Source organism: Aeromonas sp. QDB39 (genome assembly GCF_027707585.1).
GTDB classification, from domain to species: domain Bacteria; phylum Pseudomonadota; class Gammaproteobacteria; order Enterobacterales; family Aeromonadaceae; genus Aeromonas; species Aeromonas hydrophila.
Genome location: NZ_JAPCIV010000014.1, coordinates 80,356 through 98,590, shown reverse-complemented (window position 1 = coordinate 98,590; position 18,235 = coordinate 80,356). Strand labels below are relative to the sequence as shown.

Here is an 18,235-nt window from a genome sequence, read left to right as displayed (position 1 = left end):
GCGTAGCAATGATCTGGTTCTTCCTCTGTGTCGGCTTACTTGTGGCCGGCTATTTCGTATACGGCAAATTCATCGAACGGATATTCGGCCCCAAGCCGGAGCTGAAAACCCCCGCCATCACCATGGCGGACGGGGTGGACTATGTCCCCATGTCGGACAAGAAGGTCTATCTGGTTCAGCTGCTCAACATCGCCGGCGTCGGCCCCATCTTCGGCCCCATCCTGGGCGCCCTCTACGGTCCGGTCGCCATGCTCTGGATCGTGTTCGGCTGCATCTTCGCCGGTGCGGTACACGACTACTTCTCCGGCATGCTGTCGGTACGCGCCAAGGGCGCCTCGGTGCCGACCGTGGTCGGTGAACACCTCGGCACCACCGCCAAGCACTTCATGAACCTGTTCGCCGTGGTGCTGTTGATGCTGGTGGGCGTGGTGTTCGTGCTGAGCCCGGCTGGCCTTCTGGCCAACCTCACCTCCACCGATCTGGTCTACTGGATTGTGGCCATCTTCGCCTACTACATCCTGGCGACCATAGTCCCCATCGACAAGATCATCGGCCGTTTCTACCCCATCTTCGGCGCCCTGCTGGTGTTCATGTCGGTCGGCCTCATCATCGGCCTCATCGTCTCCGGCAAAGGCTTCTACAACACCGGGATGGATTTCTCCAACCTGCACCCGACCGAGCTGCCGCTCTGGCCGCTGCTCTTCATCACCATCGCCTGCGGCGCCGTGTCGGGCTTCCACGCCACCCAGTCACCGCTGATGGCGCGCTGCATGCAAAACGAGAGCTCCGGCCGCTTCATCTTCTACGGCGCCATGATTGGTGAAGGGATCATCGCCCTCATCTGGTGCACCCTGGGTCTCTCCTTCTACGACAGCACCGAGGCGCTCAACGCCACCCTGGCCAGCGGCGGCCCCTCTGCCGTGGTGCACGAGGTCTCCACCAGCCTGCTCGGCACCGTCGGCGGCATCCTCGCCATCCTCGGCGTGGTGATCCTGCCCATCACCTCCGGCGACACCGCGTTTCGCAGTGCCCGCCTCATCGTCGCGGACTTCCTGAAACTGACCCAGAAGCCCATGGCCAAGCGACTGCTGATCGCCATCCCCATGTTCATCCTCGGTTTCATCATCTCCAAGGCCGAATTCGGGGTGATCTGGCGATACTTCGGCTGGGCCAACCAGACCACCGCGGTGATGATGCTGTGGGCGGCGGCGGCCTACCTCGCCAAAGAGGGCAAGCTGCACTGGGTCTGCACCATTCCCGCCATGTTCATGACCGCCGTGGTGTTCACCTACCTGGCCAACGCCCCCATCGGGTTCGGGCTGGAGATGGGCATCTCCACCATGATTGGGCTGGCCAGCACCCTGATCGTCACGGTGGCCTTCCTGGTGAAATTCAGGCCCGCGCTGATCAACAAGCCCAGCGAAAGTTGATCCACGCCAACCATGTCAAAAAAGGAGCCGTCAGGGCTCCTTTTTTTGCTGAACATTTCCCTTCAGCAATGCCATACTCCCAGCGTAAGTCCTTGTCATGGATACGACTTTACGGACTTGCCCCCAACAATATCAGCGTCTGTTTTGACAACTTGGAAACCACTTAAGCTTCAGTACAACAAAACAACTTAAGATTTCGGGCCCGACAGGAGGGAAATCAGGTGGCTGACTGCCTTGCAGAGCCCTGATCCCAATGACAATGCGGTGCGTCAAGCCAGCGGAGGCGTAAATGGCACTCGATTATTTTGCTCTTGGTCTGCTTTTTTTTGTGGGTTTGGTCATTTTTTACGGGGTCATCGTCATTCACGACATTCCCTATGAAATAGCCAAACATCGTCAACACCCCCATCAGGACGCCATTCACGTGGCCGGCTGGGTCAGTCTGTTCACCCTGCACGTGCTGTGGCCCTTCCTCTGGATCTGGGCCACCCTCTATCGTCCCGAGCGGGGCTGGGGGTTCAATCAGCGGCTGCAGCAGGATGAAGATGATATCCAGCAGCTCAAACAGGAGCTGGCCGACCTCAAGGCCCGCCTCAATACCATCGAACAGACCGAGCAACAGGGATAAATCATGGACCTGCTACTGATCCTGACCTACACGGCCATCTGCGTGGCCATCTTCAAAATCTTCCGTATCCCGCTCAACAAGTGGACCGTGCCCACCGCCGTACTGGGCGGCGTGCTGATCATCGGCACCCTGATCATGCTGATGAACTACAACCATCCCTACTCCGAGATGGCGCGCAACTACTATGTCTCCACCCCGATCGTGCCGCTGGTCAAGGGCCGGGTCATCGAAGTGCCGGTACAGGCCAACCAGCCGGTGAAGAAGGGCGACGTGCTGTTTCGCCTGGATGCCGCCCCCTTCCAGCTGAAGGCAGACAGCCTGACGGCGCGGGTTGAATCCAACCGCAACCACCTCAAGTCCATCGAGGCCAGATTGCGCTCCGCCAAGCTCGACCGGGATCGCGCCAGCGATCTGATGCGTCGCGGCGTCGGCAAGCAGCGCGACCTCGACGTCACCCAGGCCAACGTGGACGACATCGTGGCCCAGCTTGAGCAGCAACAGGCCACGCTGGAAGATCTGCAGGCCCAGCTTGACGAGGCCAAATATCAGGTCGCGCAGACCGTGGTCTATGCCCCGAGCAACGGTCACGTGGTGCAGCTGGCCCTGCGCCCCGGCATGATAGCCACCCCCTACATGTATCGCCCGGTGATGACCTTCATTCACGAGGATGAGAACGCCTATGTAGGCTGGTTCTGGCAGAACAGCATGCAGCGCCTGGCGGTGGGCGATGAGGCCGAGGTGGTGATCGACGGCATCCCCGGCAAGATCTTCCAGGGCCAGGTGACCGCCGTGATCCCGGCCATCGCCGCAGGCAATGTGCAGGCCAACGCCGGCCTGCTGGATCAGACCAGTGCCGTGCGGCCGGGCCGCCTGCCGGTGCTCATCTCCATCACCGACCCCGAGTGGGCCAAGTATCAGGTGATCGCCGGGGCCAGCGGCCAAGCCGCCATCTACACCAAGCACTTCCACCATGTCTCGGTGATGCGCAAGGTGCTGCTGCGCATGGCCAGCTGGATGAACTACGTCTTCCCCTTCCACTAAGCGAAGACGTCATCGCCAGCGGGCCGGCACCATGCCGGCCCGCTGTTTTTTGGCGCCAAGATCCCTATAATGGCGCCATCCTGCACCACCCCATATCGATACCCCCAAGCCTGCATGTTCGTCCTCAGACCCTATCAGACCGACGCCGTCAACGCCGTGATCAGCCACTTTCGTCAGCACCCGGATCCCGCCGTGGTGGTGCTGCCCACCGGGGCCGGCAAGAGTCTGGTGATCGCCGAGCTGGCCCGCAAGGCGCGCGGTCGGGTGCTGGTGCTGGCCCACGTCAAGGAGTTGGTGGAGCAGAACCACGCCAAGTACGAGGCGTGGGGGCTCAAGGCCGACATCTTCGCCGCTGGGCTCGCTCGCAAGGAGGCGAGCGCCCAGGTGGTGTTTGGCTCGGTGCAATCGGTAGCGCGCAATCTGGCTGCCTTCGACGGGGCGTTTTCGCTGCTCATCATCGACGAGTGTCACCGGATCTCGCTCGATGACGACAGCCAATACCATCAGGTGATTGAGCACCTCAAGGCCGCCAATCCGGCCCTCAAGATCCTCGGTCTCACCGCCACCCCCTATCGGCTGGGGCTGGGCTGGATCTACCGGCGCCACTACCACGGCATGGTCAAGAGCCACGGCGAGCGACTGTTCGGCGACTGCGTGTTCGAGCTGCCGCTGCGCTTCATGGTCAAAAATGGTTATCTGACGCAGCCGCGCATGGTGGATGCCCCCATCGTTCACTACGACTTCAGCAAGCTGGTGGCGCGGGAGAACGGCCTGTTCAGCGAGGCGGATCTCAACGGCGAGCTCAAGCGTCAGCAGCGGGTCACCCCCCATATCCTGAGCCAGGTGCTGGAGTATGCGGCCGACCGGCAGGGGGTGATGATCTTCGCCGCCACCGTCGAGCATGCCCGCGAAATTCACGGCCTGCTGGGCGCCAGAGGCCAGCAGGCCGCCCTCATCACCGGCGAAACCCCGGGGCCGGAGCGCGACGCCCTCATCAACGCCTTCAAGGCGCGCGAGCTCAAGTTTCTGGTCAACGTGGCGGTGCTCACCACCGGCTTCGATGCCCCCCACGTGGATCTCATCGTGATGCTCAGACCCACAGAATCGGTGTCGCTCTACCAGCAGATCGTGGGGCGGGGCCTGCGCCTCTCGCCGGGCAAGGAGGATTGTCTGGTGCTCGACTACGCCGGCAACAACTTCAACCTGTTCGCCCCCGAAGTGGGGGAGCCCAGACCCCACGCCGGTACCGAGCCGGTGCAGGTGCCCTGCCCCGCCTGCGGCTTTGCCAACACCTTCTGGGGCAAGACCGACGAGGATGGCAAGGTGATCGAGCACTACGGCCGCCGCTGTCAGGGGCTGTTTGAAGATGACGAGGGCAACCGCGAGGAGTGTGACTACCGCTTTCGCGCCAAGGTCTGCCCCGCCTGCGGCAGCGAAAACGACATCGCAGCGCGCCGCTGCCAGAGCTGCGATCAGCTGCTGGTGGACCCTGACGACAAGCTCAAAGAGGCGCTCAATCTCAAGGACTGCATGGTCATTCGCTGCGCCGGGCTGACGCTGAGTGTCGGACGTGGCAAACAGGGGGAGCGGCTGGAGGTGGTCTATCACGATGAGGATGGTCTCACCCTCAATGAGTACTTCGGATTTCACTCCCAAGGTGCACGGCGCTTGTTTCAACAGGTCTTTGTGCGTCATCATTGGCCCGCTCCGGGTCTGGAACCCGAATTTGCCACCCTGGCGAGCGTGCTGGCGGCGCAAAGCCAGTTTCGCCACCCCGATTTCGTCATCGCTCGCAAAGCGGGGCGGTTCTGGCAGATAAAAGAGAAGATTTTTGATTATGAGGGTCGCTATCGCACCGCCAACTCGCTGGCGTGATGGCCAGTGGCGACCGGCATGAATCGTATGAATGGCTTTGCCACGGTCGATCCCGCATCGGCGGGTGAAACCAGGTTGAATTGTCAGGGCCGGCACCACTGCCGGCCCCTTCGTCACGTTTAGAGGATGTTATGCAGCGGCTGTTGATTGGTTTTTGTGCTCTCTTTTCCCTGGCGGCCCAGGCCGCCCCGCTGACGCCCCCTGAGGGTGGCCAGTACGCCATCATAGTGCAGGGCAACAACGGGGTTGAATTCGCTCGCCATGCGGATCAGATGATCGCCCCCGCCTCCACCATGAAGGTACTCACCGCGCTGGCGGCCCGTCTCGAGCTCGGTGCCGACTTCCGCTTTGCCACCGACATCCAGGCTCAGCCCGGCGCCAAACAGGGTGATGCCATCAATGGCGACATCTGGATCAACTTCGTCGGCGACCCCACCCTCTCCCGCATGGATCTGCTGGCTCTGTTCAAGCAGCTTGGCGTGAACCGCATCAAGGGCAACGTCTACGTCAACACCGGCGCCTACAACGGCTACGAGCGCGGCAACGGCTGGTCGTGGGGGGATCAGACCCTCTGTTTCGCCGCCCCGGTCTCCTCGGTGATCATCGACAAGAACTGCGCCTACGGCACCATCACCGCCACCCAGATTGGCAAACCGGCCACCGGCAACGTGGCCACCGGCGTGCCCATCGGCATCGGTGCCGACAACGTGGAAGTCATGAGCTATGGCGACATGGCGCGCCAGTTCTGCGCACTGGAAGTGGACATGGCCAAGGGCAACTTCTACGAGCTCAAGGGCTGCATCACCCCGAACAAGGAGCCCCAGGGGCTGCGTTTCGCCATCCACGACGTGGAGGCCTGGGGCTGGGACAACATCCGCTGGGCCATGGACAGAGCCGGCATCAAGCATGACGGCCTGCTGCGGGTCACCCACAAGTCGCCGGACAATGCCGAGACGCTGGGCACCCACTACTCGGTCTCATTGCCGGTGATGCTGGCCAAGATGCTGAAGAAATCGGACAACCTCTATGCCGATACCTTCTTGAAGACTGTCGGTCGCCACTACTACAACAAGCCGGGCAGCTATCGCAGCGGCACCATGGCGGTGCGCGCCATCCTGACCAAGAACGGCATCGATCTGGGCAACGCTACCCTGGCCGACGGCTCTGGCCTCTCTGCCCACAACCTCATCAGCGCCCGCCAGATGCTGTCGGTGCTGAACTTCATCCAGAAAAATGACGCGGAACTTGGTCTCATCAAGCTGCTGCCGAGCTCCCAGGTGGACGGCACCCTGGCCTGGCGGCGCAGCGTCACCGCCCCCATGATGAAGAACAAGGTGCACGCCAAGACCGGCACCATCACCGGCACCTCCAACCTGGTGGGCTTCATCGACACCGCCGGCGGCCAGCGCAAGGCCTTCGTCATGTTCCAGCGCGGCCTGTCGCAGGATCCGGCAACCCACGAGCGCTACCGCGCCAGCAAGGCCGCCTGGCCCTGGACCCTGTTCGAGAAGGGAGTGCTGGAGAGCATCTATCAGCAGCAGCCGATCCAGATCGCCGATCAGGGTTGAGCTACCGCTCGGTGATTGACGATCACGGCCGGCGAAGCACGCCTTATCGAAGATGACGAACGGCCGTATCGACAATTTCCACTTTGACTAGTCACGAGGCGGGGCTATCCTGTCCCCAGCCTCATATGAATGGAGAGAGAACATGTTTGCAGTGATTTTTGGTCGTCCCGGTTGCCCCTATTGTGTCCGTGCCAAGCAGATCGCCGAGCAGCTGGTTGAACAGCGTGACGATTTCAAATTCCGCTACGTGGACATCCACGCCGAAGGTATCACCAAGGAAGATCTGGCCAAGAGCGCCGGCAAGCCGGTCAATACCGTGCCGCAAATCTTCCTGGACGAGCAGCACATCGGTGGCTGCACCGATTTCGAAGCCTATGCCAAAGAGAACCTGGGTCTCTACCAGTAAGCTCACCTTGTGAAAAAGGCGCCGTCAGGCGCCTTTTTTCATGGTCAATGGTCAACCTCAGCCGGCAACCGGGGTGAAACGGCTCACCACATCCCCCTGATGCTCGATCCACTCCATGAACATGGCCACCGGGCGGGCATAGACGGCGCCATCCTGCTCGCTCTGGTAGATCACCAGCTGCTCCCCGGTTTCGGTGTGCAGGGCCAGGGTCAACACCTGATAATACCCACCCTTGAAATGGCGGTAGCGACCAACTGCGGGGGCTTGCATGGGAACTCCTTCGATATCGACGCCAGGCGGCGCCAGCATGGCGCGCAGACCACATGCTCTGCTTTTGGGGCCGGCGCCGACAAAAATAATGACATTTTTCACGCAAGCCAATCGTGCCAGCGAGAGTGAATATTTCAACACAGTCGGGTAGCTTTGTTAATCAGCCCCTCATCTTTCACTGGTGAAACTCGGTTACCACAAACGATCGTGCTGAATTTAACGTTTTGGCAACCCTGTTTTAGGGCTAAAAATCAGGGAATTCTACTAAAAAGAGGATTGTTCTAGCATTCAATTCTGTGAAGAATAGGGGAAAAGAAATTTGATACTAAAAAACGCCTTTTTCGCCAACGCGCCCCCAGGGGAAGGAATCACAGTCACCATGTTCACTATCGACAAGTCGCACAAGCTCGACGATGTCTGCTATGACATCCGCGGCCCGGTGCATAAAGAAGCTCGCCGTCTCGAAGACGAAGGCCACCGCATCATCAAGCTCAACATCGGCAACCCGGCCCCGTTCGGTTTCGATGCGCCGGAAGAGATCATCAAGGATGTGATCCTCAACATGCCGCTCAGCCAGGGCTACTGCGACTCCAAGGGGCTGTTCTCGGCCCGCAAGGCGGTGATGCAGTACTACCAGCAGAAAGGGATGCGCAAGGTCGACATCGACGACATCTACATCGGCAACGGTGCCAGCGAGCTCATCGTGATGGCGATGCAGGCGCTGCTCAACAACGGCGACGAGATGCTGGTGCCCTCCCCCGACTATCCGCTGTGGACGGCGGCAGTGACCCTCTCCGGTGGCCATGCGGTGCACTATCGCTGCGACGAAGGGGCCGACTGGTATCCGGACCTCGACGACATCCGCGCCCGCATCACTCCGCGCACCCGCGGCCTGGTGCTGATCAACCCCAACAACCCGACTGGCGCCGTCTACGGCAGCGAGTTCCTGCTGGAAGTGATCGAGATCGCCCGCCAGCACAACCTCATCATCTTCGCCGACGAGATCTACGACAAGATCCTCTACGACGACATCTCCCACACCAGCGTCTGCACCCTGTGCGACGATGTGATGGTGGTGACCTTCAACGGCCTCTCCAAGGCCTACCGTGCCTGCGGCTTCCGCCAGGGCTGGATGGTCATTACCGGTCCCAAGGGCCGTGCCAAGGGCTACATCGAGGGGCTGGAGATGCTGGCCTCCATGCGTCTGTGCGCCAACGTGCCGATGCAGCACGCCATCCAGACCGCTCTGGGTGGCTATCAGAGCATCAACGAGCTGATCCTGCCGGGCGGCCGCCTGCGCCGCCAGCGCGACAAGGCGTGGGAGCTGCTCAACGACATCCCGGGGGTCTCCTGCGTCAAACCCAAGGGGGCGCTCTACATGTTCCCGCGCCTCGACCCCAAGGTGTATGACATTCGCGACGACCAGAAGATGGTGTTCGATCTGCTGCAGCAGGAAAAATTGCTGCTGGTGCAGGGCACCGGCTTCAACTGGCCGGCACCGGATCACTTCCGGCTGGTGTTCCTGCCCCGGGAAGAGGAGCTGGAAGAGGCCATCGGCCGTCTCGCCCGCTTCCTCAAGGGCTACAAGCAGTAAGCAAGGCTCATGAAAAAGGCTCCCGCGGGAGCCTTTTTGCTGTCTGTCGTTTTCTATCCGCGCATCAGCCGTGCAGCAGGGCACCGGCCACCAGCACCGCCATGGTGATGAGGGCCACCCCGATGATGAAGGGCAGCACCCAGCGCACGAAGCGATCGTAGGGGATCTTGGCCAGCGCCAGACCGGCCACCAGATGGGCGGCGGTGGGGGCGAACAGATTGATCCAGCCGGAGGCGGACTGATAGGCGGTGATCACCAGATCCCGCGAGATACCGGAGAAGTCCGCCAACGGCCCCATCAGCGGCATGGAGACGGTCGCCAGCCCCGAGGTGGAGGGGATGAAGAAGCTCAGGATGATGTGCACCAGATAGGCCATCAAGATAAACACCGACGATGACAGCCCGCTCACCAGCCCCTCGGCCCAGTGCAGTATGGTGTCGATGATGACCCCATGCTCCATCACCACATAGATGCCGCGCGCCACCGCCACCACCAGCGCCACCCCGATGAGGTCTCGCGCCCCGTTGAGGAAGGTCGCCACGTAGTTGGACTCCGGCATCCGGTTGATCAGCGCGATCAGAATGGAGGCGCTGAAGAACAGGGTGGAGAGCTCGTCGAACCACCAGCCCAGGGTGGGCAGCAGGTCGATACCCAGATCCGACCAGGGTACCACCGCATAGATCATCAGCAGGAAGGTGCCGAAGAAGACCAGCATGGTGAGCTTCTGCTTGCCGCTGAAGGCGAGGTTGCCGCTCTTCATCTGGGAGAACTCGTCGTCATAGGCGATGTCGGCCAGCACGGAGCGGGACTTGTCCTGCTGCACCTGCTTGGCGTAGCTCATCACGAACCAGGAGGCGAAGATCACCAGCAGCAGCCACTGCACAACCCTAAGGCCAATCCCCTCACCGATGGGAATGCCGGCAAAACCGGAGGCGATGCCGGTGGCAAACGGGTTGACGGTGGAGGCGAGCACCCCGACCCCGGAGCCGAGCAATATGATCCCCGCCGCCACCATGCGATCGAAGCCCGCCGCCATCATCACCGGCACGATCAGTGCCCAGAAGGCTACAGTCTCCTCCGCCATGCCGAAGGTGGAGCCGCCCAGGGCAAACAGGGCGATCAGCACGGGAATAAGCAGCCGCTCGCGCCCGGCAAAGCCGCGCACAATGGCGCCGACACCGGCATCCAGTGCCCCGCTCTGCATGGTCACCGCCAGGAAACCACCGATGATGAGCACGAACAGCGCCACGTCGGCTGCCTTGTGAAAGCCCTGGATCGGCGCCTTGAGCACATCGAATACCCCCTGCGGTTGGGAGGGGAGCTCGGTGTAGCTGCCGGGCACCGGCAACAGTCGCTCGTCGCCGCTGTAGTCGGCCACGGCCGCCGCCGCAATCGGCTGCTGGGTCTTGGCCGTCACGTAGTTGTATTTGCCCGCCGGCAGCACCCAGGTCAGGGCCGCCATCAGGGCGATGATGATGAAAAGCAGGGTATAGACAGTGGGGAGTTGGCGCTTTTTGGGCGCTTCATGTGGAGTGGTCATAGCTTCCGTACCTCGGCAATGCCGTCATGTGATCCGATCACCGCCAGACTAGCGGGTTTGATATGGGAAAAAGGTGATCGCGGATAATAAAATTCCGCAACTTAGCGGGATTTTTGCCAAAAAAACAGGGCCCCGCGGGGCCCTGTTTTCACTTGGGTCAGACTCAGAGCTCGACCACATCGAATTTCACGTCCGGATTCACATCCGCATCGTAATCCACCTCGTCCAGCCCGAAACCGAACAGGCGCAGGAACTCCTGCTTGTAGCCGGTGTAGTCGGTGAGCTCACAGAGGTTCTCGCTGGTGATGGACGGCCACAGGTCGCGGCAGGTCTGCTGCACGTCTTCGCGCAGCTCCCAGTCATCCATGCGGATGCGAGCCTGATCGTCCAGCGCCATGTCGGCAGCGTAGAGACGGGTGCGCATCATGCGGTCCACCTGCTCCATGCAGCCCTCGTGAATGCCCTTCTCCTTCATGATCTTGAAGGCCATGGAGATATAGAGCGGCATCACCGGAATGGCGGAGGAGGCCTGGGTCACCACGGATTTGAGCACGGCCACGTGGGCGGTGCCGCCCTTGGCAGCCAGATCGCCACGGATGGCGGCGGCGGCGCGGTCCAGATCTTCCTTGGCGCGGCCCAGGGTACCATGCCAGTAGATGGGCCAGGTCAGATCGGTGCCGATGTAGGAGTAAGCCACGGACTTGGCGCCGTCGGCCAGCACGCCTGCATCGCGCAGGGCAGCCATCCACAGCTCCCAGTCCTGACCGCCCATGACGGTGATGGTGTTCTGGATCTCTTCCTCGTTCGCCGGCTCGACGGTGGCGGTGATGATCTGATCCTTGTTGGTATCGATGGCGGTGGTGGTGTAGACCTCGCCGATGGGCTTGAGGGCGGAGCGCACTACTTCGCCGGTATCCGGCAGCTTGCGCACCGGCGAGGCCAGGGAGTAGACCACCAGATCAATCTGACCCAGATCCTGCTTGATCAGCTCGATCACCTTGGCGCGGCATTCATTGGAGAAGGCATCGCCGTTGATGCTCTTGGCGTAGAGGCCCGCCTCTTTGGCGGCTTTGTCGAAGGCAGCGGAGTTGTACCAGCCGGCGGTGGCAGTCTTGGTCTCGCTGCCGGCTTTTTCGAAGAAGACACCGAGGGTGGCAGCGCCGGAGCCGAAGGCGGCGGCAATGCGGGAAGCCAGGCCATAACCGGTGGAAGCGCCGATCACCAGCACCTTCTTGGGACCATTCTCGATGGTGCCCTTGGCCTTGGTATAAGCGATCTGGCGACGAACATTGGCTTCACAACCGACCGGGTGAGTGGTAGTGCAGATAAAGCCGCGAACCTTGGGTTTGATGATCATATGGGGTCTCGGATCCGTTTAATGGATGAAATCGGGGCATAAGATACCTCATCTTGCCGCGATAAGGTGCTCTGATGTGTTGAATCGCAGGGAAAATGAGCAAAGCGTGGGACAAATGCCACCCAGGAGGCTGCCGTCAGCCTGCCGGAGCGGGACCGGCCTCCCTGCCCTTCTGCACGGCTTGCCAACATGGCAAGATCGATAATGATAAAACAAACAATTAACCCTGATGGCTGAGGCGACGGCCAAACAACCTGTACTAGTATTCAGCCGGTCGGGTATTGTCATGAAAGGCCTCACCAGGGTCTTAACAAGGAGCTCCGCCATGTTTTGGAATCGCACGGGTAAAAGTGAACAGAGTGAACAAGCGGCACAGATCGCAAAACTTGGCGCCTTTGAGCAGGCCATCCAGTCACGGGTTCCCTATATCGAGTTCACCCCGGAGGGGGTGGTCACCTTCGTCAACGATCGTTTGCTCGCCATCGTGGGTTATGCCCGGGAGGAGGTGATCGGCAAGCACCACAGCGCCCTCTGCTTTCCCGAGGACGTGGAAACCCGCGAATATGAGCAGCTGTGGCAGGATCTGCGCAGGGGGGAGTCACGTAACGGCCGTTTCATCCGGCAGGCCAAATCGGGCAAGGCGGTCTGGCTCGAAGCCAGCTACTTCCCGATCCTCCTCGATGGCAAGGTGATCAAGGTAGCCAAGGTCGCCTCCAACGTCACCGAGCAGCAATCCACCCTGGAACGTAGCCAGGCCCTGCTGGCGGCACTGGACAAATCCCTGGCCGTCATCGACTTCCAGCCCGATGGCACCGTCATCACCGCCAACCAGAATTTCCTGCACTGCTTCGGCTACCGGCTGGACGAGGTGGTGGGCCAGTCCCACCGCATGTTCTGTGACGAGGCCTTCTATCAGCAGAATCCCAACTTTTGGCGGGATCTGGGGACGGGCTCCATCCAGTCCGGGCTCTTCATGCGCCGTGGCCGCCACGGCGAGAAGATCTGGCTGGAGGCCACCTACAACCCCATCTTCAACCATGAAGGCAAGGTGATCAAAATCATCAAGCTGGCGAGCAACATCAGCGAACGGGTGGAGAAGTCCATCTCGGTGCGCGAAGCGGCCCAGAAGGCCTGCGCCATTGCCGGAGAGACGGTACTGAGCGCCGCCAGGGGCCGGGAAGTGATCGACAAGGTGCTGGAAACCTCGGCCCACATCAACAGCTCGGTCAGTGAAGTCAGCCGGCAGATAGAGAACCTCAACCAGCAATCCAGAAGCATCGAGTCCATCATCTCGACCATCAGCAGCATCGCGGATCAGACCAACCTGCTGGCGCTCAACGCCGCCATCGAGGCGGCCCGCGCCGGCGAGCAGGGTCGTGGGTTTGCGGTGGTGGCCGATGAAGTGCGCCAGCTGGCGGCGAGAACCTCCACCTCCACCGGCGAGATAGTCTCCGTCATCCGGCTCAACTCCGACATCACCTCGAGGATCACCCAGACAGTCTCGGTGGTATCGGACAAGGCGATGGCGGGCCAGGCCCAGGCCGACATCATCGCTGGCGTCATTCAGGAAATCATCGAGGACGCCAACTCGGTGTCGGACACCGTCAAGGGCCTCTCCATCTAGGGGCCTCGCCATCACAACACACGGGGCCAGGCCCCGTGTTTTTTATCTTCCGATCAAAGTGTCAATCCTGCCCCGACAGATAGTGCCTGGACTCCTCGTCGGCCTGCTGCAGGGCGCACTCCCACAACTCGGCGATGCAGAGCCCCTCCTCGCCCACCGCTTCCTCTTCCAGCGCCTCCAGTGCCCGCGCATCGGCCAGGGTGAAGGGATGGTGGCCAAGCAGCAGTCGCGCCTGCGCCAGTAACCTCATGTCACTCATGATCCCGCTCCTCGCTGCTACCTGCCCTGACTGTAGTCAATTTGCGGCCGTCACGAGCCTGTGGTGGCCGCCGGCATCCGCACGCGCCTGGCCGGCAGCTGTCCCACCGCGATCCCCAGCAGCACGGCGCCACAGGCCACCCATTGCAAGGCGTTGAGGGTCTCTCCCAGCAGCAGATAGGCCAACAGCAAAGTGAACACCGGGATCAGATTGACGTAGGCAGCCGCCAGCGTCACCTTCTTCACCTGGGTCACCGACCAGTTGTAGAGCAGGTAGGCCCCCAGGGTCACGCAGGCGCCGAGAAAGACGATGACCGCCATGTCCTGCCACACCCAGGCCGTCGGCCAGGGTTCGCCAAAGGCAAAAGGGGCGAAGAAGAGGGTGCCGACGAAGGCCTGCAACGCAGTCAGGGTCAACACGCTGTAGCGGCTGCAGAGCTTCTTGAACACCACCGAGTAGGTGGCGGCGCAGAACATGGCCGCCATCTCCAGGCTGTTGCCAAGCAGGGCATTGGGGGCAAATTCATCCGTCCCGCTGCCAAAGCCGAGCAGCGCGATACCGAAGATGGCGATGGCAAAGCCGAGCAACTGGCGCCGGCTCACCCGCTCGCGGATCAGCACGAAGGCCACCAGCGCCACGATGAGCGGCAACAGGGCACAGACCATGCCGGCCTGGCCGGCACTGGTGTAGCGCAGGGCGTTGACCTCCAGCAGGAAATAGAGGCAGGGCTCCAGCGCCCCCATCAACGCCAGCCAGCGCCAGTCCCCTTTCTGATAGCGGAAATTGCCGAGATAGCGGTAGCAGCACAGCCAGCAGAGCGCTGCCACGCTCATGCGCATGAACAGCACCTGACCAAAGCCCCAGACCCCTAGCACGTGCTTGAGCGCGATGAAGGAGCTGGACCAGAGCAGCATCGCCAGGGTCAGGGTAAAAATGGGTAAAGGGCGCACGTTTCCTCCATGAAATTGGCCATTTGAATAATAACCATGCGGCCTTGCGGTTGTTAAAAGGCACCTAAAATCAGATAATACCGCCGCCTTCACACCGGATAACCAACCTGCAATGACTGAGTACCTGCTTTTATTGGTCGGCACTGTGCTGATTAACAACTTCGTGCTGGTGAAATTCCTCGGCCTGTGCCCCTTCATGGGCGTCTCCGGCAAGCTGGAAACCGCCATCGGCATGGGGCTGGCGACCACCTTCGTGATGACCCTGGCCAGCGCCTGTTCCTATCTGATGGAGCACTATATCCTGATCCCGCTGAACATAGCCTACCTGCGCACGCTCGCCTTCATTCTTGTGATCGCCGTCGTGGTTCAGTTTACCGAGATGGTTATCCGCAAAAGCAGCCCCACCCTCTATCGTCTGCTGGGCATCTTCCTGCCGCTCATCACCACCAACTGCGCCGTGCTGGGGGTAGCCCTGCTCAGCATCAACGAGCACCACAACTTCATCCAGAGCATCATCTACGGCTTCGGCGCCGCCACCGGTTTTTCGCTGGTGCTGATCCTGTTTGCCGCCATGCGCGAGCGTCTGGTGGCCGCCGACGTCCCGACCCCGTTTCGCGGCGTCTCCATCGCCATGATCACCGCCGGCCTGATGTCGCTGGCCTTTATGGGCTTTACCGGCCTCATCAAGATATAGCGCTATGACTCACATACTCTTTGCCGTTCTGGTGTTGGCTCTGCTGGCTCTGGCCTTCGGCATCATCCTGGGCTTTGCCGCCGTCAAATTTCATGTGGAAGCCGATCCCATCGTCGATCAGCTCGACGCCCTGCTGCCGCAAACCCAGTGCGGCCAGTGCGGCTACCCGGGCTGCAAGCCCTACGCCGAGGCGCTGGCCAATGGCGACCAGATCAACAAGTGCGTGCCAGGTGGCGATGCCACCATGCGCAAGATTGCCGACCTGATGGGGGTCGAACCCCAGCCGCTGGGCGGCGCCGAAGCCGCCGTCCCCATCAAGAAAGTCGCCTTCATTCATGAAGATCAATGCATCGGCTGCACCAAGTGCATCCAGGCCTGTCCGGTCGACGCCATCGTCGGCGCCACCAAGGCGATGCACACCGTCATTGCCGACGAGTGCACCGGCTGCGATCTCTGTGTCGATCCCTGCCCGACCGACTGTATCGAAATGATCCCGGTGCCGACCACGGTCGACAACTGGAAGTGGGATCTGGCCAACGTCGCCATTCCGGTCAAGATAGTGGAATAAGTAACCATGCAGTCCTTACTCGAACGCATCAAAGCCGGCACTCTGTGGGATTTTCACGGCGGCATTCACCCTCCCGAGAACAAAGACCAATCCAGTCTCACCCCGGTGGTGGACGCCGGTCTGCCGCCCCAGCTCATCATCCCGGTACGCCAGCACGCGGGCCCGGCCGGCGACCTGCTGGTTCGGGTCGGCGACAAGGTCAAGAAAGGCCAGCCGCTCACCCGCCATGACAAGGGGCGTTTCGTGCCGGTGCACGCCTCCACCTCCGGCACCATCACCGCCATCGGTCACCACACGGTGGCCCACCCCTCCGGTCTCGACGATCTCTGCATCACCCTCACCCCGGATGGCGAAGATGCCTGGGGCGAGCGTCAGGGCCGCAGCGACTACTGGAATCTGGAGCGGGGCGAGCTGCTCGAACGCATCCAGCAGGCCGGCATCGCGGGCCTCGGCGGCGCCGTGTTCCCGACCCACAGCAAGCTCGATGGCCGCGGTCAGCTGACCGAGATCCTGATCGTCAACGGGCTGGAGTGCGAACCCTACATCACCACCGATGACCGGCTGATGCAGGAGTATGCCGACGAGATCATGGACGGCATCCGGGTGCTCAAGCACCTGCTCAAGCCCAAGCTGACCCTGATCGGGGTGGAAGACAACAAGCCGGCCGCCATCGGTGAGCTGACCCGTCATGCCACAGACGAAGACGTACTGGTCAAGACGGTGCCCACCAAGTACCCGTCGGGCGGCGCCAAGCAGACCATCGAACTGCTCACCGGCCGCCAGGTTCCCAAGGGGGGCCGCGCCGTGGACATGGGCATCATGGTGCTCAACGTGGCCACCGTGTTTGCCATCAAGCGCGCCATCATCGACGGCGAGCCGCTCATCTCCCGCATCGTCACCCTCACCGGCGACGCCTTCAAGAAACCGGGCAACGCCTGGGTATTGCTGGGCACCCCGGTGCGCTGGTTGCTGCAGCGTTTCGAACTGCAGCCCGAGGCGGATCAGCGGGTGATCATGGGTGGCCCCATGATGGGCTTCACCCTGCCCCATGCCATGGTGCCGGTAGTCAAGGCCACCAACTGCCTGCTCTCCCCCACACGGGCCGAGCTACCGCCGCCCGGTCCGGAGCAGGCCTGCATTCGCTGCAGTGCCTGTGCCGACGCCTGTCCGGCCAACCTGCTGCCGCAAGAGCTCTACTGGTACAGCCGGGCCAAGGAGTACGACAAGGCCGAGGGGCTCAACCTGTTCGACTGCATCGAGTGCGGCGCCTGTGCCTGGGTCTGCCCGAGCGAGATCCCGCTGGTGCAGTACTACAAGATTGCCAAGGATGACATCCGCGAGGCGCGTGCCGAAGCCGAGAAGGCCGAGCGCGCCAAGCAGCGCTTCGAGGCCAAGCAGGCCCGCTTCGAACGGGAAAAAGCCGCCCGCGAAGCCCGCCATGCCGAGGCTGCCGCCCAGCGTCGCCAGGCCATGACGGCGGCCGGCGGAGAAGATCCGGTGGCCGCCGCACTGGCCCGCATCAAGGCCAAGCAGGACGCAGCACCCGTTGGTGCCAGCGAACTCGCACCGGACAACAGCGCCATGATTGCCGCCCGCGAGGCGCGCAAGCAGGAGGCCATCGCCCGCCGCGCCGCCAAGGCGGCCGCCGGCGAGCCCGGTTCTGCCCAACCCAATGCACCGGCAGCGGATGGGCAGGATGCCAAGAAAGCGGCGATTGCGGCGGCACTGGCGCGTGCCAAGGCCAAAAAAGCGGCTCAGGAGCCAAGCGAAGCAGCGGCTGTGGATAGCCCTGCTGCTGCGCCGCAGCCTGACTCAGCTGCCGACACGGATCCCAAGAAGGCAGCCATCGCTGCCGCCATCGCCCGTGCCAAGGCCAAGAAGGCCGCTCAGGCGCAAGGGGACGCAGCCGTAACCGAAAATGAAGAGGCCGCCGTGGCAGCCCCTGCAACAGCGCCGCAGCCTGACACCGCCGCCGACACGGATCCCAAGAAGGCGGCTATCGCTGCTGCCATTGCCCGCGCCAAGGCCAAGAAGGCCGCTCAGGCGCACGGGAATACAGCCGTGACCGAAGGTGAAGAGACCGCCGTGGCAGCCCCTGCTGCAGCGCCGCAGCCTGATACCGCCGACGCAGACCCCAAGAAGGCAGCCATTGCTGCCGCCATCGCCCGCGCCAAGGCCAAAAAAGCCGCGCAAGCGCAAGGGGAGGAGGCCGTTGCCAAGCCCGCAGAGGTGCATGACGAGGAGGCCACAGCCAAACCCGAGGCGACCACCGTGGCTGCACCGGCTGCCGACGCAGCGCAGCCAGCCGCCGATGCGGATCCCAAGAAAGCGGCCATTGCCGCCGCCGTGGCCCGTGCCAAGGCCCGCAAACTGGCGGCCGAGGCAGCAGCCGAGGCCTCTCCTTCTCCATCGACCGACAAGAGCCACTGAT

General features: G+C 62.0%; 16 protein-coding genes and 1 pseudogene. 12 read left to right on the top strand and 5 right to left on the bottom strand.

Annotation, left to right across the window (positions count from 1 at the left end; genetic code table 11):
- Nucleotides 1-8 precede the first annotated feature (8 nt).
- The 6 genes from PG899_RS10315 to PG899_RS10290 all read left to right on the top strand — a co-directional run bounded on the left by PG899_RS10315 (nucleotide 9) and on the right by PG899_RS10290 (nucleotide 6,948).
- Nucleotides 9-1,430 carry a carbon starvation CstA family protein gene (locus PG899_RS10315; protein ID WP_190284127.1) on the top strand — a complete coding sequence of 474 codons (1,422 nt, stop codon included), beginning with the start codon at nucleotides 9-11 and terminating at the stop codon, nucleotides 1,428-1,430.
- A 289-nt stretch (nucleotides 1,431-1,719) separates the two neighbouring features.
- Complete coding sequence (locus tag PG899_RS10310) at nucleotides 1,720-2,058, top strand: DUF3302 domain-containing protein (protein ID WP_011706438.1); 339 nt, start codon at nucleotides 1,720-1,722, stop codon at nucleotides 2,056-2,058.
- Between the two features lie 3 nt (nucleotides 2,059-2,061).
- Nucleotides 2,062-3,099, top strand: a complete 1,038-nt coding sequence (locus PG899_RS10305; protein WP_190284126.1) for an HlyD family secretion protein — start codon at nucleotides 2,062-2,064, stop codon at nucleotides 3,097-3,099.
- 114 nt (nucleotides 3,100-3,213) lie between these two features.
- Complete coding sequence (locus PG899_RS10300) at nucleotides 3,214-4,974, top strand: DEAD/DEAH box helicase (protein WP_190284125.1); 1,761 nt, start codon at nucleotides 3,214-3,216, stop codon at nucleotides 4,972-4,974.
- Between the two features lie 131 nt (nucleotides 4,975-5,105).
- Complete coding sequence (gene dacB, locus PG899_RS10295) at nucleotides 5,106-6,542, top strand: D-alanyl-D-alanine carboxypeptidase/D-alanyl-D-alanine endopeptidase (protein ID WP_043162118.1); 1,437 nt, start codon at nucleotides 5,106-5,108, stop codon at nucleotides 6,540-6,542.
- 142 nt (nucleotides 6,543-6,684) lie between these two features.
- Nucleotides 6,685-6,948: a GrxA family glutaredoxin gene (locus PG899_RS10290; RefSeq protein WP_010633640.1), complete on the top strand. Its 264-nt coding sequence runs from the start codon at nucleotides 6,685-6,687 to the stop codon at nucleotides 6,946-6,948.
- A gap of 57 nt (nucleotides 6,949-7,005) precedes the next feature.
- Here PG899_RS10290 and PG899_RS10285 read toward each other — a convergent pair whose 3' ends face one another.
- Nucleotides 7,006-7,218 carry a DUF1653 domain-containing protein gene (locus PG899_RS10285; protein WP_017408079.1) on the bottom strand — a complete coding sequence of 71 codons (213 nt, stop codon included), beginning with the start codon at nucleotides 7,216-7,218 and terminating at the stop codon, nucleotides 7,006-7,008.
- Between the two features lie 379 nt (nucleotides 7,219-7,597).
- Here PG899_RS10285 and PG899_RS10280 point away from each other — a divergent pair, with 379 nt between their 5' ends.
- Complete coding sequence (locus tag PG899_RS10280) at nucleotides 7,598-8,812, top strand: pyridoxal phosphate-dependent aminotransferase (protein WP_011706443.1); 1,215 nt, start codon at nucleotides 7,598-7,600, stop codon at nucleotides 8,810-8,812.
- A gap of 64 nt (nucleotides 8,813-8,876) precedes the next feature.
- Here the strand turns inward: PG899_RS10280 and PG899_RS10275 are convergent, their stop codons facing one another.
- Nucleotides 8,877-10,352, bottom strand: a complete 1,476-nt coding sequence (locus PG899_RS10275) for a YfcC family protein (protein WP_190284123.1) — start codon at nucleotides 10,350-10,352, stop codon at nucleotides 8,877-8,879.
- Between the two features lie 163 nt (nucleotides 10,353-10,515).
- Nucleotides 10,516-11,709, bottom strand: a complete 1,194-nt coding sequence (gene fabV, locus PG899_RS10270; protein ID WP_017408076.1) for an enoyl-ACP reductase FabV — start codon at nucleotides 11,707-11,709, stop codon at nucleotides 10,516-10,518.
- A gap of 229 nt (nucleotides 11,710-11,938) precedes the next feature.
- On the opposite strand from fabV, the pseudogene PG899_RS24285 reads away from it, so the two are divergent.
- Nucleotides 11,939-12,793 (top strand): annotated as a pseudogene (locus PG899_RS24285) (PAS domain-containing protein); the annotation flags it as partial.
- Between the two features lie 6 nt (nucleotides 12,794-12,799).
- Entirely contained in the window at nucleotides 12,800-13,333 is a 534-nt protein-coding gene (locus PG899_RS24280) for a methyl-accepting chemotaxis protein (RefSeq protein ID WP_256821952.1), read from the top strand.
- Nucleotides 13,334-13,394: 61 nt separating this feature from the next.
- Here the strand turns inward: PG899_RS24280 and PG899_RS10260 are convergent, their stop codons facing one another.
- Together PG899_RS10260 and PG899_RS10255 are read right to left on the bottom strand one after the other, a co-directional pair.
- A complete protein-coding gene (locus tag PG899_RS10260) occupies nucleotides 13,395-13,592 on the bottom strand; it encodes a hypothetical protein (protein WP_190284121.1) in 198 nt (65 codons plus the stop codon).
- Between the two features lie 50 nt (nucleotides 13,593-13,642).
- Nucleotides 13,643-14,542, bottom strand: a complete 900-nt coding sequence (locus PG899_RS10255; RefSeq protein WP_190284120.1) for a DMT family transporter — start codon at nucleotides 14,540-14,542, stop codon at nucleotides 13,643-13,645.
- Nucleotides 14,543-14,654: 112 nt separating this feature from the next.
- Here PG899_RS10255 and rsxA point away from each other — a divergent pair, with 112 nt between their 5' ends.
- From rsxA to rsxC, 3 genes are read left to right on the top strand one after another with little or no spacing between them, the layout of a single operon-like run.
- Nucleotides 14,655-15,236, top strand: coding sequence for an electron transport complex subunit RsxA (gene rsxA / locus PG899_RS10250; RefSeq protein ID WP_005302262.1), 582 nt, complete (start codon nucleotides 14,655-14,657; stop codon nucleotides 15,234-15,236).
- Between the two features lie 4 nt (nucleotides 15,237-15,240).
- The gene (gene rsxB / locus PG899_RS10245; protein ID WP_065477011.1) at nucleotides 15,241-15,804 is read left to right on the top strand and encodes an electron transport complex subunit RsxB; all 564 of its coding nucleotides are present in this window, start codon (nucleotides 15,241-15,243) and stop codon (nucleotides 15,802-15,804) included.
- Nucleotides 15,805-15,810: 6 nt separating this feature from the next.
- Nucleotides 15,811-18,234: an electron transport complex subunit RsxC gene (rsxC, locus tag PG899_RS10240; protein ID WP_190284119.1), complete on the top strand. Its 2,424-nt coding sequence runs from the start codon at nucleotides 15,811-15,813 to the stop codon at nucleotides 18,232-18,234.
- Nucleotide 18,235 lies beyond the last annotated feature (1 nt).

Bases quoted from the DNA above. Each gene is read 5' to 3' on its own strand.
- PG899_RS10315 (WP_190284127.1), top strand. From the start codon at position 9: ATGATCTGGTTCTTCCTCTGTGTCGGCTTACTTGTGGCCGGCTATTTC.
- PG899_RS10310 (WP_011706438.1), top strand. From the start codon at position 1,720: ATGGCACTCGATTATTTTGCTCTTGGTCTGCTTTTTTTTGTGGGTTTG.
- PG899_RS10305 (WP_190284126.1), top strand. From the start codon at position 2,062: ATGGACCTGCTACTGATCCTGACCTACACGGCCATCTGCGTGGCCATC.
- PG899_RS10300 (WP_190284125.1), top strand. From the start codon at position 3,214: ATGTTCGTCCTCAGACCCTATCAGACCGACGCCGTCAACGCCGTGATC.
- dacB (WP_043162118.1), top strand. From the start codon at position 5,106: ATGCAGCGGCTGTTGATTGGTTTTTGTGCTCTCTTTTCCCTGGCGGCC.
- PG899_RS10290 (WP_010633640.1), top strand. From the start codon at position 6,685: ATGTTTGCAGTGATTTTTGGTCGTCCCGGTTGCCCCTATTGTGTCCGT.
- PG899_RS10285 (WP_017408079.1), bottom strand. From the start codon at position 7,218: ATGCAAGCCCCCGCAGTTGGTCGCTACCGCCATTTCAAGGGTGGGTAT.
- PG899_RS10280 (WP_011706443.1), top strand. From the start codon at position 7,598: ATGTTCACTATCGACAAGTCGCACAAGCTCGACGATGTCTGCTATGAC.
- PG899_RS10275 (WP_190284123.1), bottom strand. From the start codon at position 10,352: ATGACCACTCCACATGAAGCGCCCAAAAAGCGCCAACTCCCCACTGTC.
- fabV (WP_017408076.1), bottom strand. From the start codon at position 11,709: ATGATCATCAAACCCAAGGTTCGCGGCTTTATCTGCACTACCACTCAC.
- PG899_RS10260 (WP_190284121.1), bottom strand. From the start codon at position 13,592: ATGAGTGACATGAGGTTACTGGCGCAGGCGCGACTGCTGCTTGGCCAC.
- rsxA (WP_005302262.1), top strand. From the start codon at position 14,655: ATGACTGAGTACCTGCTTTTATTGGTCGGCACTGTGCTGATTAACAAC.
- rsxB (WP_065477011.1), top strand. From the start codon at position 15,241: ATGACTCACATACTCTTTGCCGTTCTGGTGTTGGCTCTGCTGGCTCTG.
- rsxC (WP_190284119.1), top strand. From the start codon at position 15,811: ATGCAGTCCTTACTCGAACGCATCAAAGCCGGCACTCTGTGGGATTTT.